Consider the following 21,362-nt stretch of genomic DNA (forward strand, 5'->3'; position numbering starts at 1 on the left):
CCCGCAGACCCCATCATCGCCGCCCCCGAAAGCGCCATCGTCCGCCGCATGAATTCCCGCCGCGTGACACCGTTGTCATCGAACGCACTCATCTTCATCTCCCTGCAGGCCAGAAAAACAAAAACGGCGCACACCGCCGCAGAAGGATTCCTGCGGGGATGGACGCCGTTGTCCGTAGTTTGCACAGCCCCGCACCGGGACCGGTCAATCTGCTGTCGAACCGCCGTTGATCCGACTCAAGCCATCTTTAGCAGGTCGTGTGCCAAGGCTTCACAAACGGGCGAGAAGCGTTTATTGACAGTCACTTAGGGAGATTCCGGGCTATCCGGACAAGATGGTCTCAGCGTAGCGACCGCACTATTGCAGTGCACAAGATCGCCCCGCCGCACCACTTGCGCGCCGCTCAGCGGCCGGGTGCGTGGCGCCGCAAGGCCCGCAGCAGCCAGGAATCGTGAGCCAGTAGCGCGCGATGAACCTGCACGAGCGTCGCGCCCGCGGCGAGCCGCGCCTCGGCTTCGTCGAGCGAATCGATGCCGCCGACGCTGATCAGGCAGACCCGCGGGTCGATGGCCGCCGACAGCACGCGCAGCGTCGCGCAGGCATTGCGCCGCGCGTCGTGGCCTTCGGTCGACACGAGCAGGCCATCGACGCCCGCCGCGACAAACACGTCGGCGACGGCGATCAGGGACGCTGCGTCACCGTCGAACCAGCGCGACGGCAGCTTGGCCACCAGCGGAAGCGGCCGCCGACGATGCCGCGCGAGCCGGTCGCGCAGCTGCACCGCCGCGCCGGCCAGGTCCGCGAAACGCGCCGGCGACGGACAGTCGCGGCCGGGGTTAAGCGTCACGTAATCCGCGCCGGCGTGGGCGGCGCGCAGCACCCGCAGACAGGCGTGTTCCGCGTCGTCCCAGCCGACGTGGCGCGGCCTGCCGATGCTGACGCCGCACCGCACGCCGCCCGCAGCCCGCCGCGGGAGCACAGGACATCCGTCCGCCCGCGCGAGCGTGCCGATCTCCACCGCACCGAGCCCGAGACGCTGCGCATCGCCGAGCAGCCGCCCGCGCCGGTCGAACCCCGCGGCCAGGCCGACCGGAGAGGCAAAGCGCAGCCCCATCGCGCTGACCGGACCGAATGGCCCCACCGCGTCGCCCCCATCGTCCGTACGCCGCGCGATGCGCTCAAGCCGCGCCACCGCCCAGCGGGTGCGCAGCGCGCGCGGCGTCAGCGGCGGTACGCCCATCGGCATCACGCCGCCCGGAGGCCGTGCCGGCGCGCGAAGGCCCTCAGGAAGGCGACGAGCGCGTCGACGGCGGCGTCGGCGACGCCGTTGTAAAGGCTCACGCGCACGCCGCCGACGTCCGGGTGTCCGCGCAGGTCGTGGAGCCCGGCCGCTTCGGCCGCCTGCAGGCACAGCGCGGTCTGCGCCTCGTCGGCGAGCCGGAAGCAGGGATTGACGTGCGAGCGAGAGGCGCGATCGACAGGCATCACATACGTGCCCGCGCCTTCCGCGAGCGCCGCATACACCGCGTCGCTGCGCCGGCGGGCCGCCTCGGCCATCACCGCGACGCCCCCGCGCGCCTCGATCCAGTGCAGCATGCGATGCGCGACGAAGATCGGGAACACCGGCGGCGTGCACAGCCGCGAGTCGGCGGCGGCCTGCGCCGCGTAGTCCATCACGCGCGGCGTCTCGGGCCGTGCCCGGCCCAGCAGCCGCTCATCGACGATCACGAGCGTCAGCCCCGGCGTGCCGATCGTCTTCTGCGCCCCCGCATACACCAGCGACAAGCGCGCGAAGTCGAGCGGCCGCATCAGCAGGTCCGAGGTCATGTCCGCGACGAGCGGCACCGGCAGCACGGGAAGCTCGCGGAACTGCAGGCCGTCCGCGGTTTCGTTGCTCGTGACGTGGCAGTACGCGGCGCGCGGATCGACCCGCCACTCGCCGACATCCGGAATGCGGCCGGAGGCCTGCACCGCGATCGACACTTCGGCGTAGCGCCTCGCCTCCGCGATCGCGCGGCGCGACCAATGGCCGCCGTCGACGTAGCTCGCCTGCCGCGCCGTGCCGAGCAGGTTCAGCGGCAGCAGCGCAAACTGCGCGCTCGCGCCGCCGGCGAGGAACAGCACGCGAAACCGGTCCGGGATAGCGAGCAGGCGGCGCAGGCAGGCCTCGGTCTCTTCCTGCAGAGCGCGGAAGGCCGGCGACGTGAACGGCAGGCTCAGGACGGAGCCCCGACCCGCACGGCACGCCGCCGCAACGTCCGCCGCGACCTCGTCCGGCAAGGGCCCCGCCGCGGCGGAAAAGCTGAAACCCGACACGTTCCGCAGCACCGCCGCCTCAGCCAAAGAGGGCGACGCCATGGGCCCCGGCCCCCATGAAGAACAGCACCGGGATCGACAGCATCGTATTCACGCGCGCCGACAGGAAGGTCACGCGCGACGCCCGCAGGCGCTCGTCGATCGGCGCCGGCACGAAGCCCAGCACGCGCTGCTGGTGCGGCCACAGCACGAACCACAGGTTCGCCACCATCAGCGTCGCGATCCACATCCCCAGCCCGAGCGGCGCGAGCGCGCCGTGCAGGCTCAGCGCGTCGCCCAGCCAGCCGCGCTGCCACAGGATCAGCGCACCGCTCGCCCAGGTCAGCAACGAGGCGTAGCGGAAGGCGCCGTGCTCGCGCTGCAGTAGCACGCGCTGGCGCGGGCTCTCCGGGTCCGACAGGTCGGCCGCAACGAGCGGCACGTAACGCGGCCGCGTCACCGCGGTCGCGTAGTTGTGCCCGATCCACACCAGCGCCCCGAGAAAATGCAGCCAGCGCGCGACGACCTCGAACAGCACGCTCTCCATCGCCCGCTCCTTCAGCCCGCGATGCGCACGAGGACGGCAAGCACCGCCGTCAGGGCGGCGCCCAGCAGCACCGTCACCAGCGACGAATCGAACACCCTAAGCATGATCGCCCTCTCCCGACCGCTGCAGCCGCGCATTGCCTGCGGTGCGCATCACCAGCGGCACGACGGTGCGCCCCGGCGCATGCGCACGCTCGACCGCGTCGCCGATCAGGTGATGGTGCGGCGACCGCGAACAGGCCGGATCGGTGTTCGCCGCGTCGCCGGTGAGCAGGAAGGCCTGGCACCGGCAGCCGCCGAAATCCGTCTCCTTGTCGTCGCACGAGCGGCACGGTTCGCGCATCCACTCGTCGCCGCGGAACTTGCGGAAAGTCGGCGACTCGTTCCACAGCCAGTCGAGACTCTTCTCGCGCACCGTCGGGAAATCCAGCCCCTCGATCGCGCGCGCCTCCTGGCAAGGCATCGCCGCGCCGTCCGGGCCGATCGTCAGGTGGATCGCGCCCCAGCCGTTCATGCACGCCTTCGGCCGCCCCTCGTAATAGTCGGGGATCACGAAGTAGATCGTCATGCGGTCGCCCACGCGCTCGCGCATCTGCTGCACCGCGTGCTCGGCCGCCTCGATCTGCGAGCGCGTCGGCATCAGCTCGTCGCGGTTCAGCAGCGCCCAGTTGTAGTACTGCAGGTTCGCGAACTCGAGGTAATCGACGCCGAGGTCGGCCGCCAGTTCGAGGATGTCCGCGACCTGGTCGATGTTGTGGCGGAACACCGGCACGTTCAGCACCATCGGGAAGCCGTGCGCCTTGATCCGGCGCGCCACGTCCAGCTTCAGGTCGTGCACGCGCGCCCCGACCAGCCGGTCCGTGAGCTCGCGCTCGCTCGACTGCAGCGACAGCTGGATCTGCTTCAGGCCCGCTTCCTTCAGCTTCACGAGCCGCGCCTCGGAGAGGCCGACGCCGGACGTGATCAGGTTCGTGTAGTAGCCGAGCGCGGTCGCATCCGCGACCAGTTCCTCGATATCGTCACGCAGCAGCGGCTCGCCGCCGGTGAAGCCGAGCTGCAGCGCCCCCAGCTCGCGCCCCTCGCGCAACACCCGCTTCCATTCGTCGGTCGTCAGCTCCTCGCCCTTGCGGCGCGCATAGTCGACCGGATTGCTGCACCACGGGCACTTCAGCGGGCACTCGTACGTGAGCTCGAGCACCAGCCACAGCGGCTTGCCCTGCCCGTCAAGCCTGACGACGGATCCATCCTTTGGCACGGAACACCTCCAGAAACTTGTAGACGCCCGTCGCGACCGTATCGTCGTCGCCGGGATAACGGGCCTGCAGCGCCGCCACGATCGCAGCGCCGCTGCGGCCGTCGCAGTGCTCGATGATGTCGGCCGCCGTGCGGTTCAGCTTCACGATGCCTTCCGGGTAGAGCAGGACATGGGCGTCCTGCGTCGGCTCCCAGCGGAAGAGGTACATCGGATTGAGGCTGAAACGGTCCTCGGCAGGCAGCCGGTTCGACTCGTTCATGCGCAACACTCCTTCGCGCGACAAGGGCGGCGCCGGGCCGCCCCGCCGTCAGCGCACGTAGACGTAGGCCGTCACTTCAAAACCAAGACGGATGTCGCAATACGCGGGATCGATCCACTGCATGGGCTGCCTCCTCGTTCATCGATGGAAGGACCGGCCGGACGACCGGTCCGCAGCCATCTTCCCGGATCGGTCAGGCCGCCGAATCGGGCGAATCAGGAAGCGGACATCGCCCCCGGCATGAAGCGAGGGTCGCGAAAATCATGAATTTGGCCGCCGCGACGCGCCTCGTTGACGCGCGTCAACGCGGGCCGCTTCGCACCGTTGCAGTGCGTTCTGGGGGCGGGGTGCACCATCGCGGCGCCCCCGGAAGACATCAGAGCAGGTACTTCGCCATGTCGAGCAGGTCCTGCGCGACCGCCGCCATCGGCTTCGCGCGCTCCATCGCGAGCTTGCGCAGCGCCGCGTACGCTTCGGCCTCGTCCATGCCGCGCGACTTCATCAGCACTCCCTTCGCGCGCTCGATCAGCTTGCGTTCGGACAGCTTCTTCGTCGCCGCGGCAAGCTCCGCACGCACGGCCTGGTGCTCCTCGAAGCTCGCCACCGCGACGTCGATGACCGGCTTCAGGCGTTGCGGATCGAGCCCATCGACGACGTAGGTCGACACGCCCGCCTTCACCGCCGCGCGGATCGTGTCCTGGTCACCTTCGTGCGCGAAGATGATCACCGGGCGCGGCATCGCGGCGTTCATCACCGCCAGGTTCTCCAGCGTGTCGCGCGACGGCGCATCGGTCTCGATCAGGATCACGTCGGGCCGGATCGCCTCGATCTGCGCCGTCAGATCGGCGGACGACGCCAGCACCGCGGCCACCTGATGGCCGGCGAGCGCCAGCCCGGCGCAGATTTCCGCCGCCCGGGCCCTGGATTCATCGATGACGAGTACGCGAAGCATGAGCACATTCTCGCAAGATTCGCGCCGACACGCAGCTGGCGACCACGCCGACCGCGTGCCGCCTCAACCGCCGCGCTGGCGCCGCGCCTCGAACAGGCAGATACCGCTCGCGACCGACACGTTGAGGCTCTCGACCGTGCCCAGCATCGGAATCTTCGCCAGCTCGTCGCAGGTCTCGCGCGTGAGCCGGCGCAGGCCCTCGCCCTCGGCCCCCAGCACCCACGCGACCGGCCCCTTCTGGTCGATCTCGTACAGCGACTTCTCGGCCTCGCCCGCCGCGCCGACCACCCACACGCCGGCCTCCTGCATCTCGCGCAGGGCACGCGCGAGGTTGGTCACGGTGATGTAGGGCACCGAATCGGCCGCCCCGCTCGCCACCTTCACCGCGGTCGCGTTCAGGCCCACCGCGCGGTCCTTGGGCGCGACCACCGCATGCGCGCCGGCTGCATCCGCGACGCGCAGGCACGCGCCGAGATTGTGCGGATCCTGCACGCCGTCGAGCACCAGGATCAGCGCATTCTCCTCCAGCACGTCGAGCACGTCGGCGAGCTTGATGTCGCGGCTGCGCGCATCGACGCGCGCGACCACGCCCTGATGGCGGCGCGTGCCGACCATACCGTCGAGGCGATCCGCCTCGGCCTGGATCATGCGCACCTTCTGCGACTCGGCGAGCCGCACGACATCCTTCGCCCGCGCATCGCTGCGGCTCGACGACAGGTACAGCTCGAACACCGCCTCGGGATCGCGGCGCAGCTTCCCCAGCACGGCATGGAAGCCGTAGATCAGGCGCGACTCTGCGCGCCCACCCGGCGCGTCGGCGTTGCCCGCATGCTGCGGGCGGGAACGGTTTGAAGGTTTGTCAGCCACGGCGTTTCGTTTTCCTGGTGGATGTTGCGGTTTCACTGTTCGTTGCGGCCGCAGCGGCCACTGCGGCCTTCTTCGTCTTCGCGGTCGGGGCCTTCGCGGTCTTGTCGGTCTTCGCGGATTTCACCGGCTTCCCGACCTTCTTCGCCTTCGCCGGCTCGGCCGCAGGTGTCGCCTTGGCCCGCTTCTTCGCCCCGTCCGGCGCCTTTACAACGGCGGCCTTTCCGGCCGATTTCGCCGCTCCCGGATTCGCCGTCACTGCGACGGCCTCGGCGGCCCGCTCCGGCGCCTTGGGGGCCTTGTCCTTCGCGGTCTTGCCGACCCGCTCCGTCGGACGCGACGCGCCTTCGATCAGGCGGAAATCGATCTTGGTCGTCTCCAGATCGACCCGCACCACCTGCACGCGCACGCGGTCCGACAGGCGGTGGCGCACACCGGTGCGCTCGCCCGCGAGCTCGTGGCGCGTCTCGTCGAAGTGGAAATAGTCGCTGCCGAGGTCCGAGATATGGACCAGCCCTTCGATGAAGATGTCGTCGAGGGCGACGAAGAGGCCGAAGGGTACCACCGCCGACACGCTGCCGGTGAATTCCGCGCCCACCTTGTCCTGCATGTAGTAGCACTTCAGCCACGCCACCACGTCGCGCGTCGCATCGTCCGCGCGGCGCTCGGTCGAGGAGCAGTGCAGGCCGATGTCGTCCCAGTCGCCCGCCTCGTAGGTGCGGTTCTCCAGCGCCGCCTTGATCGAGCGATGCACCAGCAGGTCCGGGTAGCGCCGGATCGGCGACGTGAAGTGCGTATAGGCCTCGTACGCGAGCCCGAAGTGGCCGACGTTGTCGGGGCTGTACACCGCCTGGCGCAGCGAACGCAGCATCACCGTCTGCAGCAGCTGCGCATCCGGCCGGTCCTTCACCTTCTCCAGCAACTTCGCGTAATCGCCCGCCTTCGGCTCGTCGCCGCCGCCGACGCCAAGGCCGAACTCCGCGAGAAACCCGCGCAGTTTCTCGAGCTTCTCGGGCGTCGGCCCCTCATGCACGCGATAGAGCGCCGGATGCTCGCGCTCCTGCAGGAACTCCGACGCGCACACGTTGGCCGCGAGCATGCACTCCTCGATCAGGCGGTGCGCGTCGTTGCGCACCTCGGGGACGATGCGCTCGATCTTGCCGTCGGCGTCGAAGATCATGCGCGTCTCGGTGGTCTCGAAGTCGATCGCGCCGCGCTTGGCGCGCGCCTTCAGCAGCACGCGGAAGAGCTTGTCGAGGTTCTCCAGATGGGGCAGCAGTTCCCCGACCACCTCGAGCGCCGCCGCATCCTTGTCGTACAGGGCCGCCGCGACCTGCGTGTAGGTCAGGCGCGCGTGCGAGAACATCACCGCCGGGTAGAAGCGGTAGGCCTTGATCGCCCCGGTCGGGCCGATGCTCATGTCGCACACCATGCACAGGCGCTCGACCTGCGGGTTCAGCGAGCACAGCCCGTTGCTCAGCTTCTCCGGCAACATCGGGATCACGCGGCGCGGGAAATACACCGAGTTGCCGCGCTCCTGCGCCTCGTCGTCGAGCGCCGACCCCGGCTGCACGTAGTGCGACACATCGGCGATCGCCACGACGAGCCGGTAGCCGCGCCCCTGGCGCTCGCAGAACACCGCATCGTCGAAGTCCTTCGCCGTCTCGCCGTCGATCGTCACCAGCGGCAGCTGCGTGATGTCCTCACGCCCAATCCAGTCCTTCTTGCGCACCTTCGCGGGCAGCTTGCGCGTCTCGGCCTTCGCCTCGGACGAGAACTCGAAAGGCAGCTCGTGCTTGCGCAGCGCGATCTCGATTTCCATTCCCGGATCCGCGTAGTTGCCCAGCACCTCGATCACGCGCCCGATGGGCTGCGCAAACTTGGTCGGCTGCTCGATCAGCTCGATGGTGACGACCTGCCCCGGCCGGGCCTTCTTGCCCCCCGGCGCCACGAGGATGTCCTGCGCGATGCGCCGATTCTCCGGTACGACCACCTGCACGCCGTGCTCGTTCAGCACGCGGCCGACGATGCGCGTATTCGCGCGCTCCAGCACCTCGACGACCTTCCCTTCCGGGCGGCCGCGGCGATCGACTCCGGTGATGCGCACGATCACGCGGTCGCCGTGCAACACCTCGCGCATTTCCTTCGGCCCGAGGAAGATGTCCGGATGCCCGTCGTCGCGGATCACGAAGCCGTAGCCGTCGGCATGCCCCGACACGCGCCCGCGGATCAGGTCCGCCTTGTCCGGCAGCAGATAGGCATCGCGGCGGTTGCGCATCAGCTGCCCGTCGCGCTGCATCGCGCGCAGGCGCCGCTCGAACAGCCCCGACTCCTCGTCCTGCACGTCGAGCGCGGCACACAGCTGCGCGAAGCTCATCGGCACGCCGTGCTCGGCAAGCGCCTGCTCGACGTACTCGCGGCTCGGCAGGGGGTTATCGTACTGCGCGGATTCGCGCTCGAAGAAGGGGTCGGCACGCCGGATCGCGCTCGGCTCGCGTTCGCTCGGGGCGCGCTGCGCGGTCTGCGCGCTTGTTTTCACTTTTTCTTTTTTCATTGTTGTACTCGTTGACATTCAAATTCTGCCGCTTATAATGCGCGGCTCTTGCCCAGATGGCGGAATTGGTAGACGCACTAGTTTCAGGTACTAGCGCTGCGAGGCGTGGAGGTTCGAGTCCTCTTCTGGGCACCAGTTCTACGGAAAAGCCGACCTTGTGTCGGCTTTTTTGTTGCTCTTTCGCGGCATCGGCCCCGATGCGAAGCCGGCAGCGTACCAACCCGTGCATAGCCATTCCGCTTGGCCGACGACGAAGTTGCCGCTATAATGCCTGCTCTTGCCCAGATGGCGGAATTGGTAGACGCACTAGTTTCAGGTACTAGCGCCGCGAGGCGTGGAGGTTCGAGTCCTCTTCTGGGCACCAAATCCAAGCAAAAGCCGGTCGTTCGACCGGCTTTTGTCTTTTCGGCGCCCGACTTCGTGCTGCAGATCCTGCCCGGCTTGCGGGAGACGCCGCACGCCCCTCCCCCCGCACCCACGCGCTGCCCGTGGGGCAGACCACCGGGGCGGTCCGCCCCGGCGTCATCAGCAGGTGCTGCGGTGCCGATCAAGCGCGCTCAGACGCCGAACGGATGGCGACGCAGGATGGTCTCGTCGCGCTCGGGACCGGTCGAGATCACGTCGATCGGAATCTCGCAGATCTCCTCGACGCGGTGCAGGTAGGCACGCGCCTCCTGCGGCAGTGCGTCCCAGCTCTGCGCGCCGAAGGTCGTGCCACTCCAGCCGGGCATCGTCTCGTAGATCGGCTCGCAGCGCTTCACTTCCTCGGCCCCCATCGGCAGCAGGTCGATGCGCTTGCCGTCGAGCAGGTAGCCCGTGCACAGCTTCAGCTCCGACAGGCCGTCGAGCACGTCGAGCTTGGTGATGCACAGGCCGGTCACGCCGTTGATAATCAGCGAGCGCTTCAGCGCGGCCAGATCCAGCCACCCGCAGCGGCGCTTGCGCCCCGTCACGGTGCCGAACTCGCGTCCCTTGGTCGACATCTGGTGCCCCGGCGTACCCGCCGCCTCGATGTCGAGCTCGGTCGGGAAGGGGCCGCCGCCGACGCGCGTGCAGTAGGCCTTGGTGATGCCCAGCACGTAGTGCAGACGCCCCGGGCCGACACCCGCCCCCGCCGCCGCCTGGCCCGCGACGCAGTTGCTGGAGGTCACGAACGGATAGGTGCCGTGGTCGATGTCGAGCAGCGTGCCCTGCGCGCCTTCGAACAGCAGGCTGCCGCCGGACTTGTTCACCTCGTACAGCTCCGCCGAAACGTCCGCGACCATCGGCAGGATTTCCGCGGCATCGGCCATCGCCTGGTCGAACACCGGCTGGAATTCCACGGCGTCCGCGCCCAGGTGCTGCGTCAGCACGAAGTTGTGGTATTCGAGGTTCGCGCGCAGCTTCTCGGCGAAGCGCTCGCGGTCGAAGAGGTCATACACGCGCAGCGCGCGGCGCGCGACCTTGTCCTCGTAGGTCGGGCCGATGCCCTTGCCGGTCGTGCCGATCTTGTCGCCGGCGCTCTTGGCCGCCTCGCGCGCACGGTCGAGCGCGGAATGGTAGCCGAGGATCAGCGGGCAGCCCGGGCTGATGCGCAGGCGCTCGCGCACCTTGATGCCGCCGGCCTCCAGCGTGCGGATCTCGGACAGCAGATGGTGCACGTCGAGCACCACGCCATTGCCGATGTAGCAGGCCACGCCCTCGCGCACGATGCCCGAGGGCACGAGGTTCAGCTTGTATTCGTTGGCCCCGACCACCAGCGTATGGCCGGCATTGTGGCCACCCTGGAAGCGCACCACGCCCCTGGCGTGATCGGTGAGCCAGTCGACGATCTTGCCCTTGCCCTCGTCGCCCCACTGGGTGCCTACAACCACTACGTTCTTTGACATTACTTCAATCTCCCTGAAGCGCTTCGACCGTCCAGCGGCCATCGCGCTCGATCAGTTGCCGGTCGCAACCGGCTTCCTTCCAGCTTCCATCATGTCCCGGCAGGGCGGTCATCACCACCTCGCCCTGTGCGCGCAATCCTGCGACCGCCTCCGCCAACGCGGCATCGCCCGCGGCCGGCGCGAGGATCGCGCCCGCCCCCGCCGCGTCGGGCAGGTGCAGCGCCAGCTCGCGCAGATCGAGGCTGAAGCCGGTCGCCGGCCGGCCGCGCCCGAATGCCTCGCCGATGAGGTCGTAGCGTCCGCCCAGCGCGAGCGCCGCCGGCGAGCCGCTGCCGTAGGCCGCGAACACCACCCCCTTGTGGTAATGGTAGCCACGCAGGTCGGCGAGATCGAAGCTGATCGGCAGGTCGGCCAGCGTGGTCGCAAGCGTGCCAAGGTCGTCGAGCGCGGCACGAATCTCGGCGTCGTCGGGCAGGCAGCGGCGTGCCTCGACGAGCACTTCCGGTCCGCCATACAGGGTCGGCAAGGCCAGCAAGGCCGAGCGTGCCGGCTCGGCGACGTCCGCGAGCAGCTCGCGCAGCCCCGGCACATCCTTCGCCTGCAGCAGATCGAAGAGCTCCTCCTCGCGTCCGGGCACCATCCCGGCACGCGCGGCGAGCACGCGGAACAGGCCGACGTGGCCCAGATCGATGCGGCTCGCGGGCACTTCGGCGAGGCGCATCACCTCGGACAGCAGGCGCACGATCTCGATGTCCGCATCGATCCCCGCGTGGCCATAGAGCTCCGCGCCGAGCTGCAGCGGCTCGCGCGTGGCAGTCAGCGTGGACGGCAGCGCGTGCAGGACGCTGCCGCAGTAACACAGGCGCGACACGCCCTTGCGGTTCAACAGGTGCGCGTCGATGCGCGCAACCTGCGGCGTCATGTCGGCGCGCACCCCCATCGTCTTGCCCGACAGCTGGTCGACCAGCTTGAAGGTACGCAGCTTGAGGTCCTGGCCCGCACCGGTCGTCAGCGAATCGAGATATTCGAGCAGCGGCGGCACGACCAGCTGGTAGCCGTGGCTGCGGAAGGCGTCGAGCAGGCGCCGGCGCAGGCGCTCCAGCTTTTCGGCCTCGGACGGCAAAGCGTCCTGGATGTGATCGGGAAGTACCCAGCGCATGATTTTGCTCAGGAAAACACGACAAGCAGCACGACGCCGATCAGCATCGAGGTCAGTCCGATGAAACGGATCTGACCGTCCGCCATGTGCGCGAGCCGCAAAAAAGTTTCGCGCCAGGCAGCTGGCGCGACAAAGGGCAGGATGCCTTCGATCACCAACATGAGTGCGAAGGCCATCAGCAGCTTGTTGGTCATGAGCTCAGTTCTTCTTGCCCCCACCCGAATCCTTCATGAACCTGAAGAACTCCGAACTCGGATCGACGACCATCACGTCGCTCTTGTTCGAGAAGCTCTCGCGGTAGGCTTCGAGGCTGCGATAGAACGAATAGAACTCGGCGTTCTGACTGTAGGCCTGGGCGTAGGTCGCGGTCGCCTTGGCGTCGCCCGCGCCCTTGGCCTGCTGCGCATCGCGGTAGGCCTCGGCGATGATGACCTCGCGCTGCCGGTCGGCGTCGGCGCGGATCTTCTCCGCGATCGCCCCGCCCTCGGAGCGCAGCTCGTTCGCGACGCGCTTGCGCTCCGCCTCCATGCGGCGATACACCGACTCGGACACCTCGAGCGGCAGGTCGACGCGCTTCAGACGCACGTCGAGGATCTGCACGCCGATCTTGCGCGCATCCTGGTCGGCGCGGGTACGCATGTCCTCCATGATCTGGTCGCGCGCACCGGACACCACGTCATGCACGGTGCGGCGGCCGAACTCCTCGCGCAGACCGGCGTTCACCGTCTGCAGCAGGCGCGTGCGCGCGCGCGCCTCGTCGCCGGCGACGGATACGTAGTAGAGCTGCGGATCGACGATGCGCCACTTCACGAAGTGGTCGACGAGAACGTTCTTCTTCTCGGCGGTGATGAAGCGCTCCGGCTCCGGCGTATCCATCGTGAGGATGCGGCGGTCGAAATAGCGCACGTTCTGGATCATCGGCCACTTGAAATTCAGACCGGGCTTCTCGATGACGTCCTTGACCTCACCGAGCTGGAACACGACGGCAAACTGGCGCTGGTCGACGGTGAACAGCGTCATCGAGGCGAGCGCCGCCAGCAACAGCAGCGCACCGGCAATAATCGACATCCTGTCACGCATCAACGCTCTCCCCGTTCGCGGTCGCGCGCCATCAGGTCGCGGCTGCGTGAATCCATCGAACTTTCGGCACGCGGCGCTGGTGCCGGAGTGGCAGGGCCGGACGTCGTCGGCGCGGGGGCGGCATCATGCGAGCCTTGCGCGCCTGCGGCCTGCATCAGCTTGTCGAGGGGCATGAACAGCAGATTGCCATTACCCTTTGCATCGACCATGACCTTGCTGGTCTTCGACATCACCTGCTGCATCGTTTCGAGATACAAGCGCTCGCGCGTCACCTCGGGCGCGCGCCGGTATTCGGTCAGCACCTGGCTGAAACGTCCGGCCTCACCCTCGGCATTCGCAACCACCCGGGCGCGGTAGGCGTTGGCTTCCTCGATCAGGCGCGAAGCGGTGCCGCGGGCGCGCGGGATGACGTCGTTGGCATAGGCCTCGCCTTCGTTGCGCAGGCGCTCGCGATCCTGCCCCGCCTTCACGGCGTCGTCGAACGCAGCCTGGACCTGCTCGGGCGGCTGCGCGTTCTGCATCGTCACGCGGCTGACCTGGATGCCCGTGTCGTAGCGATCGAGGATCTTCTGGATCGTCTCATGCGCGTTCGCGGCCATCTGCTCACGGCCCTCGTACAGCACGAAGTCCATCTTGCTCTTGCCGACGATCTCGCGCATGGCGGATTCGGCCGCCTGCATCACGGATTCATCCGGTTGGCGGTTGTTGAACAGGTACTTCTCGGGGCTGACGAGCACGTACTGGACGGCGAACTGGATGTTGATGATGTTTTCGTCGTCGGTGAGCATCAGCGCTTCGCGCAGCACCTTGTTGCGCTCGGAACCGCGATAGCCGACCTCGACCGTGCGGACACCGGTTAGGTCCACGACCTCATTGCTCTCGATCGGAGCCGGCAGGCGCCAGCGCAGACCCGGCTCGGTCGTCTCGATGTACTTGCCGAAGCGCAGCACGACACCGCGCTGGTTGGCGTCGACGATGTAGAAGCCGCTCGCCAGCCACACGACGAGAATCAGCGCGATCAGCGCGCCGATGCCGCCGCCGAACTGCCGGAACGACAGTTGCGGGAACTGCGGGCCGCCGCCTTCGCCGCCACCGCGCCCGCCCCGCTTGCCACCGAGCATGCCCGACAGCCGCTGATTGAAATCGCGCCACAGATCCTCGAGGTCGGGGGGCCCCTGGTTGCCGCCCCGCCTGTCGTCGCCGCGCTTGTCGTCGCCATTCCCCTGGCTGTTGTTACCCCAGCGTGGATCGTTGAGAGACATTAGAACGCCTGTAATCACGTTTGAATTTGATCTTTGTCGGTGAAATCGGGCGCGATCCCGACCGGAACGCCCGGAGCGTCCGTCGTTGCGCTGCGCGCGGCCTCGGCGAGGGCCTCACGCAGCAACCCAAGCCCTTCGCCAGTCCTGGCGCTCAAGAAAACGCGCACGATCTTACCATACTCGTCCTGCTGGACCCCGGCCTCGGCCCGCGTCAGGTCGATCTTGTTCATGACCATGATCTGCGGCACGCCACCCGCCCCGATCTCGGTCAGCACCGCGTTGACCGCCTCGATCTGTGCCTCGCGGTCCTCGCTCGCCGAGTCGACGACGTGCAGCAGCAGGTCCGCATTCGCGGTTTCCTCGAGCGTCGCGTGGAAGGCCGCGACGAGCGCGTGCGGCAGGTCGCGGATGAAGCCCACGGTGTCGGACAGGACCACGTTGCAGCCCTCGCCGACAAAGAGGCGGCGCGAGGTCGTGTCCAGCGTCGCGAAGAGCTGGTCGGCCGCATAGGCGCCGGCCTTCGTCAGCGCGTTGAACAGCGTCGATTTGCCGGCGTTGGTGTAGCCGACGAGCGACACCGACAGCACGTCGCGCCCTTCGCGGCCTCGGCGGCGCACCCGGCGCTGCTTCTCGATCTGCGCGAGGCGCTCCCTGAGCACCTTGACGCGCTTGCCGAGCAGCCGCCGGTCGGTCTCGAGCTGGGTTTCGCCCGGTCCGCGCAGGCCGATGCCGCCCTTCTGCCGTTCGAGGTGGGTCCAGCCGCGCACGAGGCGCGTCGACAGGTGGTCGAGCTGCGCGAGCTCGACCTGCAGCTTGCCCTCATGGCTCCGCGCCCGCTGCGCGAAGATGTCGAGGATCAGGGCCGTGCGGTCGACGACGCGGCACTGCAGCGCGCGTTCGAGGTTGCGCTGCTGCGCGGGCGAAAGCGCATGGTTGAAGATGACGAAGTCTGCGCCATGGAAACGCAGGACCTCGGCGATCTCGTCGACCTTGCCGCGCCCGGCGAAGAGCGCCGGATCGGGTCGCGCCCGCCGGCCGCCGACGACGGCCTCCACGCTTGCCCCGGCACTGATCGCGAGCAGCTTGAGTTCGGAAAGGCGCTCGTCCAGCGCGCCCTGGTTCAGGTCGAGCTGGACGAGTACCGCGCGCTCCCCGGCATCGGGGCGCTCAAACATGGAGGGATTTGGCGTCCATGAGGCGCCGCCGGGAATCAGCTATTGCCGTCACCCGAGTCCTGTTGCTGGATGTTGACCGGACGTGCGGGCACAACCGTCGAAATCGCGTGCTTGTACACCATCTGGGTGACGGTGTTCTTCAGCAGCACGACGTACTGGTCGAAGGATTCGATCTGGCCCTGCAGCTTGATGCCGTTGACCAGATAGATCGCCACGGGGACATGCTCCCTGCGCAGGGTGTTCAGGAACGGGTCTTGTAGAAGTTGCCCTTTATTGCTCATTTTCAAACCTCGAGGCTGCGTATTATTGTGTGAATGTAAAGGATTTCATGCTGCACTGCCACATTTGTACAGACAATCCATCCCGGCGTGGAGTTGGCGTTATTCTTTTCCGATGTACGGATTGTGCGAGGTTCGGAATTGTATCCGCAACGGCGTGCCCTGCAATTTGAACGCGTCCATGAAGGTGCGTTCCAGAAAGCGCACGTAGGACGCCGGCACCTGGTCGAGCGCGGCACCGTGGATCACGACGATCGGCGGGTTGTTGCCGCCCTGGTGGGCGTAGCGCATCTTCGGCCGGAACATGCCGCTGCGCGGGGGCGCCTGTTTCGTGAGCGCGGCCTGCAGGGTGCGGGTCAGGCGCGGCGTCGACAGGTTCACCATCGCCGCCGCGTAGGCGGCATCGACGGACTTCATGACTGCGGCAACGCCCGCGCCCTTCAGTGCCGAGATGTGATGGAACCGCGCAAACGACAGGAAGCCGAGCTTGTGCTCGATCGCACGCTTGACCAGTTCGCGGCGGTAGTCGTCGATGCTGTCCCACTTGTTGACCGCGACGACCAGCGCGCGCCCCGAGTCGAGGATGAAGCCGGCGATGTGGGCGTCCTGGTCGGAGATGTCCTGCGACGCATCGAGCACGAGCACGACGACGTTGCACTGCTCGATCGCCTGCAGCGTCTTGATGACGGAGAACTTCTCGATCGCCTCGAAGACCTTGCCGCGGCGGCGCAGGCCGGCGGTATCGATCAGCGTGTAGTGGCGGCCCTCGCGCTCGAACGGGATCGCGATCGCGTCGCGGGTGGTGCCCGGCATGTCGAACGCGATGACGCGCTCTTCGCCGAGCAGGCTGTTCACGAGGGTAGACTTGCCAACGTTGGGACGGCCGACGATCGCGATGCGCGGGCTGTGGGCGGCCGCTTCCTCCGGCTCCTCGTCGAGCGGGAAGTCGGCGAGCACGAGGTCGACGAGCTGCTTGACACCGTCGCCGTGTGCCGCCGACACCGGTAGCGGCGCACCGAGACCCAGTGCATGGAAGTCGGCGGCAACGATGCTGCGCTCCATGCCTTCGGCCTTGTTCACGACCAGGTGCACGGGGCGGCCGGCGCGGCGCAGCCGTGCGGCGATCTGCTCGTCGTGCGGCGTCAGGCCGGCGCGACCGTCCACGAGGAACAGCAGCACGTCCGCTTCGGCGATCGCCTGTTCGGCCTGCCGCGCCATCTCGTGCATGATGCCGGCCTTCGCGACCGGGTCGAAGCCGGCGGTGTCGACGACCAGGTAGTCGCGATCACCGACGCGGCCGATACCGTAGTGGCGGTCGCGCGTGAGGCCGGGCTGGTCTGCGACCAGGGCGTCGCGCGTGCGCGTGAGCCGGTTGAACAGCGTCGATTTGCCGACGTTGGGGCGACCGACGAGGACGATGGTGGGTTTCAAGCGCTCATTCCCGCTCAGCGGGCCTCATAGACATAAATGCCGCCGTCGCGCGTCTGAACGACAAGGCCGTCACGCCCGAAACGGCGCGGATCGGCCGCCACGCCGCTGCTGTCGGCACGGGTGCGCGCGGCAAAGGCGCCGGTCTCGCGGCTCAAGAGATGAACATAGCCCTCGACATCCCCGACCGCAACGAAATCACCAACGATCAGCGGGCGCGACAGCCCGCGACGCGGCAGCGCGTCCTGCTTCCACACGTTCGCACCGCTCGCACCGTCGAGCGCCTGAACGGCGTCGTTGTCGTCGGTGATCACGACAAAACGGCTGTCGCGATCCAGGCCGACGCTGCTGGAGAAGTCGCGCGACCACAGCGCGTTGCCGTTGGTCGAATCGAAGCACGCGGCGCGTCCCTGGTAGGACACGGCGCACAGGTCCTTGCGCCCGACAACCGGCGTGCCGGCAATGTCGGCGACGCGCTCGAGTTCGGTCGCGCCCTTCGGCGTGGCGACGGTCAGCTCCCAGAGCTGGCCGCCGTTCGCGAGGCTCACGGCGACGAGCTTGCCGCCCGGATAACCGGCGACGGCCGCGGGGCCTTCCAGCGTGACACCCGCGAAGCTGCGCAGCGACAGCGGCGGCGTCGACCGCTGGAAGGTCCAGCGGCGCGTGCCATTGGTCGCATCGAGGCCGATCAGGCGGCTGTCGGAGGTACGCGCGACGACGATGGCATCGCCCACCGCGGGCGCGGCGAGCACCTCGGCGCCGACCGCGGCACGCCAGCGCTCGGCGCCGTTCGCCGCGTCGAGCGCGACGACCTCGCCGCCCGTGGTGGCTACGACGACCAGCTTGCCATTGCTGCCGACACCGGCAGAGAGGCGCTTGCCGACGCTGATCTTCCACGCGGCCTTGCCATCCTTGAAGCGCGCGACATCGCCATCAAGCGCAGCCGCATAGACGTCCTCGCCGACGACGGCGGGCTGAAAGACATAGGCGCCGGACTTGCCGATGCGCGCCTGCCACAGCGGGCGCAGTTCGGCGGAGGGCTTGAAGTCCGCGAGCTTGGCCGGCTTGGGACCCGATTCGGCAAACGGATTGAGCGAGGAGCAGCCCGCGAGCAGCGCCAGCGAACCCGCGAGCGCAAGCACAGTGATCGATCGCTTCATTGCTCAGCCCTCCAGAGCCTGCTGCTTGACGTGAATGACTTCGCGCAGCGTGTCGCCGCCCTCGCCATCGTCGCCGGACAGCGCATCGAGCGCGGCCTGGTACGCGCTGCGCGCCTCGGCAGGCTTGCCGCTCGCCGCCAGCACGTCGCCGCGCAGGTCTTCGAAACGGGCCTTCAGCGCCGGCGCCGGGGCGTTGGTGAGTTGCGCGAGCGCCTGGTCGAACGCACCTTCGTCGAGCAGCAGCGCAGCGAGACGCAGGCGCGCGATGTCCTTCAGCGCGGGGTCGCTGCCCTTGGCGAGCAGCCACTCGAGCTGCGCCCGGGCGCTCTTCGCATCCCCCTTCTCGACCAGCACACCGGACGAGGTCAGCGCGGCCATTTCGGCGTAGGCGGTCGACGGGAACTTCTCAATGATCTGGCCCGCGGCCTCGCGCGTCTTCTGTGCGTCACCCTGCATGGCGGCCTGCTGCAGCACGAAGTACAGCGCTCCGGCATCGCCGGCCTGCCGGTTCTTGTAGTACCGGAAGCCCTGCCAGCCCACCGAGGCCAGCGCGGCAGCCACGGCGATCGCGGTCACGAGCTTGCCGTACTGGACCCACCAGGCCTTCAGTTCGGAAATCTGTTCCTGCTCTTCGAGGTCATACACTGCCATCGTTTTCCTCTTCCTCAGTAAATAGGCATTCGGCGACGGCGTCGCCGAGCGCTTCGAGTGCCACACGTTGCTGGCCGCCGGGGCCGCGCAAGGGCTTGAGGCCGACTTCGCCGGCCGCCGCCTCGTCTTCGCCGATGATCACGGCGAGCTGGGCGCCGCTGGCATCGGCTTTCTTCATCTGCGACTTGAAGCTGCCGCCACCGCAATGGGCGAGCACCGCGAAACCGTAGCCGCGCAAGGCTTCGGCGGCGCGGAAGGCGAGGAGTTGGGCCTGATCGCCCAGATGAACGACATACACGTCGGGAAGGGCACGTTCGATCTCGCCACCACCCTCGCGCCACAGGGCAAGCAGGCGTTCGACGCCCATCGCGAAACCGGCCGCGGGCGCGGGCTTGCCGCCGAGCTGCTCGATCAGGCCGTCATAGCGGCCGCCCGCGCAGACGGTGCCCTGCGCGCCGAGGCGCGTCGTGACCCATTCGAAAACGGTACGGTTGTAGTAGTCGAGGCCGCGCACGAGCCGGTGGTTGATCCGGTAAGGTATGCCGGCATCCTTGAGCAGGGCCTGCACGCCTTCGAAATGCTTGAGCGATTCCTCACCGAGGAAATCCGTCAGGCGCGGTGCCGCCTCGACGATCTCGTGCAGGTCGAGGTTCTTGGTGTCGAGGATGCGCAGCGGGTTGGTGTGCAGCCGGCGCTTGCTGTCCTCGTCGAGGCGATCCTCGTGCGCGGAGAGGTAGGCGACCAGCTCGGCGCGATGACGGGCCCGCTCCTCAGTGGAGCCGAGCGAATTAAGTTCGAGCTTGACGTCCTCGAGGCCGAGGTCTTCCCACAGACGGGCGCACATCAGGATGTGCTCGGCGTCGACGTCGGGACCGTCGAAACCCAGCGCTTCGACGCCGATCTGGTGGAACTGGCGGTAGCGCCCCTTCTGCGGGCGCTCGTGACGGAACATCGGCCCGTGGTAGTACAGGCGCTGGGCGCCGGTCGCGAGCATCTTGTGCTGGATCGCGGCACGCACACAGGAGGCGGTACCCTCGGGGCGCAGCGTCAGGAGCTCGCCGTTGAGCGAGTCCTCGAAGGAGTACATCTCCTTCTCGACGATGTCCGTGACTTCGCCGATCGCGCGCTTGAACAGCGGCGTCGGCTCGACGATGGGCATGCGGATCGGGCGGTAACCGTAGCTACGCAGCCAGTCGCGCACGATGTCTTCGAAGTGTTCCCAGGCCTCGGCGTCGTCGGGCAGGATGTCGTTCATCCCGCGCACGGCCTGCAGGGTCTGCATTACAGGTTTCTTTTCAGTCATGGCTGGACGGTTCAGGCCGCCTTTCTCGTGTATTTGGTCGCGACGTAGTTGTCGATGATCGCAATGAACTCGGCGGCGATGTTGTCGCCGCGCAGCGTAACGGTTTTTTCGCCGTCGACGAACACCGGCGCGGCGGGGGTCTCGCCGGTGCCGGGGAGCGAGATGCCGATGTCGGCGTGCTTGCTCTCGCCGGGACCGTTGACGACGCAGCCCATGACGGCGAGCGTCATGTTCTCGACGCCGTCGTACTGCTCGCGCCACGCGGGCATCTGCTCGCGCACGTAAGTCTGGATCGTCGACGCGAGCTCCTGGAAGAAGGTGCTGGTGGTGCGGCCGCAGCCGGGGCAGGCCGTGACCATCGGCGTGAAGGCGCGCAGGCCCATGGTCTGCAGGATCTCCTGCGCGACGACGACTTCCTGGGTGCGGCTGCCGTTGGGTTCGGGCGTCAGCGAGATGCGGATCGTGTCGCCGATGCCTTCCTGCAACAGCACCGCGAGCGCGGCGGTCGAGGCGACGATGCCCTTGGAACCCATGCCCGCCTCGGTCAGGCCGAGGTGCAGCGGATACTCGCAGCGGCGCGCCATCTCGCGATACACGGCGATGAGATCCTGCACGCTCGACACTTTCGCCGACAGGATGATGCGGTCGCCGCCGAGGCCGTATTCCTCGGCCTTGGCCGCGGATTCGAGGGCGGATACGACGAGCGCTTCGCGCATCACCGCGCCGGCGTCGCGCGGCTCGGCCAGGCGGGCGTTCTCGTCCATCACGCGGGCGAGCACGGACTGGTCGAGGCTGCCCCAGTTCACGCCGATGCGCACCGGCTTGTCATACTTGCAGGCGATCTCGACGATGGCGGCGAACTGCGGGTCGCGCTTGACACCCGCGCCGACGTTGCCGGGGTTGATGCGCAGCTTCGCGAGCGCCTCGGCGCAGGCGGGATGATCGGCGAGCAGCTTGTGGCCGTTGTAGTGGAAATCGCCGACCAGCGGGACATCCATGTTCAGCGCGAGCAGACGGTCGCGGATGTGCGGCACGGCCTTCGCCGCGGCCTCGTTATTGACCGTGATGCGCACCAGCTCCGAGCCTGCACGGGCGAGCTCGGCGATCTGCATCGCGGTGCCGAGCACGTCGGCGGTGTCGGTGTTGGTCATCGATTGCACGACGACCGGCGCGTCCGAGCCGATCAGGACCCGGCCGACGCGCACCAGGCGCGTCCTGTGACGCGGCAGCGCGCCAGCGGAATGATCGAGGGAAGCGGTTGTTGCCAATTCAG

The 21,362-nt window shown here is 68.0% G+C and carries 21 protein-coding genes and 2 tRNA genes; 2 read left to right on the top strand and 21 right to left on the bottom strand.

The features are described 5' to 3' along the window. Positions 1 to 403: 403 nt before the first annotated feature. From GPA22_RS07060 to rnr, 9 genes are all read right to left on the bottom strand, one after another. Positions 404 to 1,246, bottom strand: a complete 843-nt coding sequence (locus GPA22_RS07060; RefSeq protein WP_169255398.1) for a dihydroorotate dehydrogenase — start codon at positions 1,244 to 1,246, stop codon at positions 404 to 406. Further along, a complete protein-coding gene (serC, locus tag GPA22_RS07065; protein ID WP_343035971.1) occupies positions 1,246 to 2,328 on the bottom strand; it encodes a 3-phosphoserine/phosphohydroxythreonine transaminase in 1,083 nt (360 codons plus the stop codon). The genes GPA22_RS07060 and serC overlap by 1 nt, the downstream gene beginning before the upstream one ends. Positions 2,329 to 2,335: 7 nt before the next feature. Beyond that, positions 2,336 to 2,842 (bottom strand): hypothetical protein, encoded by a 507-nt coding sequence (locus GPA22_RS07070; RefSeq protein WP_169255400.1) that lies wholly within the window; start codon positions 2,840 to 2,842, stop codon positions 2,336 to 2,338. Between the two features lie 96 nt (positions 2,843 to 2,938). Continuing rightward, positions 2,939 to 4,096, bottom strand: a complete 1,158-nt coding sequence (gene pqqE / locus GPA22_RS07075) for a pyrroloquinoline quinone biosynthesis protein PqqE (protein WP_169255401.1) — start codon at positions 4,094 to 4,096, stop codon at positions 2,939 to 2,941. Next, positions 4,065 to 4,355 (bottom strand): pyrroloquinoline quinone biosynthesis peptide chaperone PqqD, encoded by a 291-nt coding sequence (pqqD, locus tag GPA22_RS07080; protein ID WP_169255402.1) that lies wholly within the window; start codon positions 4,353 to 4,355, stop codon positions 4,065 to 4,067. Before pqqD ends, pqqE begins: the two co-directional genes overlap by 32 nt. Before the next feature lie 48 nt (positions 4,356 to 4,403). Next, positions 4,404 to 4,478, bottom strand: a complete 75-nt coding sequence (pqqA, locus tag GPA22_RS23075; protein WP_083903151.1) for a pyrroloquinoline quinone precursor peptide PqqA — start codon at positions 4,476 to 4,478, stop codon at positions 4,404 to 4,406. Positions 4,479 to 4,731: 253 nt separating this feature from the next. Continuing rightward, positions 4,732 to 5,307: an ANTAR domain-containing response regulator gene (locus GPA22_RS07090; RefSeq protein WP_169255403.1), complete on the bottom strand. Its 576-nt coding sequence runs from the start codon at positions 5,305 to 5,307 to the stop codon at positions 4,732 to 4,734. Between the two features lie 63 nt (positions 5,308 to 5,370). Then, positions 5,371 to 6,093, bottom strand: coding sequence for a 23S rRNA (guanosine(2251)-2'-O)-methyltransferase RlmB (gene rlmB / locus GPA22_RS07095; protein WP_169255515.1), 723 nt, complete (start codon positions 6,091 to 6,093; stop codon positions 5,371 to 5,373). A 73-nt stretch (positions 6,094 to 6,166) separates the two neighbouring features. Continuing rightward, positions 6,167 to 8,725, bottom strand: a complete 2,559-nt coding sequence (gene rnr / locus GPA22_RS07100; protein WP_246264154.1) for a ribonuclease R — start codon at positions 8,723 to 8,725, stop codon at positions 6,167 to 6,169. Between the two features lie 50 nt (positions 8,726 to 8,775). Here rnr and GPA22_RS07105 point away from each other — a divergent pair. Continuing rightward, a tRNA-Leu gene (locus GPA22_RS07105) sits at positions 8,776 to 8,860 on the top strand. Between the two features lie 144 nt (positions 8,861 to 9,004). Then, positions 9,005 to 9,089 (top strand) — tRNA-Leu (locus GPA22_RS07110). A gap of 193 nt (positions 9,090 to 9,282) precedes the next feature. On the opposite strand, the gene GPA22_RS07115 is transcribed toward GPA22_RS07110, so the two are convergent. The 12 genes from GPA22_RS07115 to ispG all read right to left on the bottom strand — a co-directional run bounded on the left by GPA22_RS07115 (position 9,283) and on the right by ispG (position 21,357). Further along, positions 9,283 to 10,593, bottom strand: a complete 1,311-nt coding sequence (locus tag GPA22_RS07115; protein ID WP_169255404.1) for an adenylosuccinate synthase — start codon at positions 10,591 to 10,593, stop codon at positions 9,283 to 9,285. Positions 10,594 to 10,597: 4 nt separating this feature from the next. Beyond that, entirely contained in the window at positions 10,598 to 11,752 is a 1,155-nt protein-coding gene (locus GPA22_RS07120; RefSeq protein ID WP_169255405.1) for an ATP phosphoribosyltransferase regulatory subunit, read from the bottom strand. Positions 11,753 to 11,760: 8 nt separating this feature from the next. Beyond that, positions 11,761 to 11,946: a DUF2065 domain-containing protein gene (locus tag GPA22_RS07125; RefSeq protein WP_121427519.1), complete on the bottom strand. Its 186-nt coding sequence runs from the start codon at positions 11,944 to 11,946 to the stop codon at positions 11,761 to 11,763. 4 nt (positions 11,947 to 11,950) lie between these two features. Continuing rightward, on the bottom strand, positions 11,951 to 12,832 hold the full coding sequence (hflC, locus tag GPA22_RS07130) for a protease modulator HflC (protein WP_169255406.1): 882 nt from the start codon (positions 12,830 to 12,832) through the stop codon (positions 11,951 to 11,953). Next, positions 12,832 to 14,094, bottom strand: a complete 1,263-nt coding sequence (gene hflK, locus GPA22_RS07135) for an FtsH protease activity modulator HflK (RefSeq protein WP_169255407.1) — start codon at positions 14,092 to 14,094, stop codon at positions 12,832 to 12,834. The genes hflC and hflK overlap by 1 nt, the downstream gene beginning before the upstream one ends. Before the next feature lie 14 nt (positions 14,095 to 14,108). Further along, a complete protein-coding gene (gene hflX, locus GPA22_RS07140) occupies positions 14,109 to 15,269 on the bottom strand; it encodes a ribosome rescue GTPase HflX (protein WP_169255408.1) in 1,161 nt (386 codons plus the stop codon). Positions 15,270 to 15,304: 35 nt separating this feature from the next. Continuing rightward, positions 15,305 to 15,550 (bottom strand): RNA chaperone Hfq, encoded by a 246-nt coding sequence (gene hfq, locus GPA22_RS07145; RefSeq protein ID WP_026295813.1) that lies wholly within the window; start codon positions 15,548 to 15,550, stop codon positions 15,305 to 15,307. Between the two features lie 99 nt (positions 15,551 to 15,649). Next, complete coding sequence (gene der, locus GPA22_RS07150; RefSeq protein ID WP_169255409.1) at positions 15,650 to 16,978, bottom strand: ribosome biogenesis GTPase Der; 1,329 nt, start codon at positions 16,976 to 16,978, stop codon at positions 15,650 to 15,652. Between the two features lie 14 nt (positions 16,979 to 16,992). After that, a complete protein-coding gene (gene bamB, locus GPA22_RS07155; RefSeq protein ID WP_169255410.1) occupies positions 16,993 to 18,135 on the bottom strand; it encodes an outer membrane protein assembly factor BamB in 1,143 nt (380 codons plus the stop codon). A gap of 3 nt (positions 18,136 to 18,138) precedes the next feature. Next, the gene (locus GPA22_RS07160; RefSeq protein ID WP_169255411.1) at positions 18,139 to 18,786 is read right to left on the bottom strand and encodes a tetratricopeptide repeat protein; all 648 of its coding nucleotides are present in this window, start codon (positions 18,784 to 18,786) and stop codon (positions 18,139 to 18,141) included. Then, a complete protein-coding gene (hisS, locus tag GPA22_RS07165) occupies positions 18,773 to 20,068 on the bottom strand; it encodes a histidine--tRNA ligase (protein ID WP_246264156.1) in 1,296 nt (431 codons plus the stop codon). Before hisS ends, GPA22_RS07160 begins: the two co-directional genes overlap by 14 nt. 32 nt (positions 20,069 to 20,100) lie before the next feature. Then, entirely contained in the window at positions 20,101 to 21,357 is a 1,257-nt protein-coding gene (ispG, locus tag GPA22_RS07170) for a flavodoxin-dependent (E)-4-hydroxy-3-methylbut-2-enyl-diphosphate synthase (RefSeq protein WP_169255413.1), read from the bottom strand. Between the last annotated feature and the right edge of the window lie 5 nt (positions 21,358 to 21,362).

Origin of the sequence: Aromatoleum toluvorans (assembly GCF_012910905.1) — a bacterium.
GTDB lineage: Bacteria > Pseudomonadota > Gammaproteobacteria > Burkholderiales > Rhodocyclaceae > Aromatoleum > Aromatoleum toluvorans.

What these genes read in the sequence shown, in the direction of transcription:
- GPA22_RS07160 (WP_169255411.1), bottom strand. Translation starts at nt 18,786, where the DNA reads ATGGCAGTGTATGACCTCGAAGAGCAGGAACAGATTTCCGAACTGAAG.
- GPA22_RS07115 (WP_169255404.1), bottom strand. Translation starts at nt 10,593, where the DNA reads ATGTCAAAGAACGTAGTGGTTGTAGGCACCCAGTGGGGCGACGAGGGC.
- hflC (WP_169255406.1), bottom strand. Translation starts at nt 12,832, where the DNA reads ATGCGTGACAGGATGTCGATTATTGCCGGTGCGCTGCTGTTGCTGGCG.
- GPA22_RS07090 (WP_169255403.1), bottom strand. Translation starts at nt 5,307, where the DNA reads ATGCTTCGCGTACTCGTCATCGATGAATCCAGGGCCCGGGCGGCGGAA.
- GPA22_RS07125 (WP_121427519.1), bottom strand. Translation starts at nt 11,946, where the DNA reads ATGACCAACAAGCTGCTGATGGCCTTCGCACTCATGTTGGTGATCGAA.
- hflK (WP_169255407.1), bottom strand. Translation starts at nt 14,094, where the DNA reads ATGTCTCTCAACGATCCACGCTGGGGTAACAACAGCCAGGGGAATGGC.
- bamB (WP_169255410.1), bottom strand. Translation starts at nt 18,135, where the DNA reads ATGAAGCGATCGATCACTGTGCTTGCGCTCGCGGGTTCGCTGGCGCTG.
- hisS (WP_246264156.1), bottom strand. Translation starts at nt 20,068, where the DNA reads ATGCAGACCCTGCAGGCCGTGCGCGGGATGAACGACATCCTGCCCGAC.
- GPA22_RS07060 (WP_169255398.1), bottom strand. Translation starts at nt 1,246, where the DNA reads ATGCCGATGGGCGTACCGCCGCTGACGCCGCGCGCGCTGCGCACCCGC.
- rnr (WP_246264154.1), bottom strand. Translation starts at nt 8,725, where the DNA reads ATGAAAAAAGAAAAAGTGAAAACAAGCGCGCAGACCGCGCAGCGCGCC.
- hflX (WP_169255408.1), bottom strand. Translation starts at nt 15,269, where the DNA reads ATGTTTGAGCGCCCCGATGCCGGGGAGCGCGCGGTACTCGTCCAGCTC.
- GPA22_RS07120 (WP_169255405.1), bottom strand. Translation starts at nt 11,752, where the DNA reads ATGCGCTGGGTACTTCCCGATCACATCCAGGACGCTTTGCCGTCCGAG.
- pqqD (WP_169255402.1), bottom strand. Translation starts at nt 4,355, where the DNA reads ATGAACGAGTCGAACCGGCTGCCTGCCGAGGACCGTTTCAGCCTCAAT.
- GPA22_RS07070 (WP_169255400.1), bottom strand. Translation starts at nt 2,842, where the DNA reads ATGGAGAGCGTGCTGTTCGAGGTCGTCGCGCGCTGGCTGCATTTTCTC.
- hfq (WP_026295813.1), bottom strand. Translation starts at nt 15,550, where the DNA reads ATGAGCAATAAAGGGCAACTTCTACAAGACCCGTTCCTGAACACCCTG.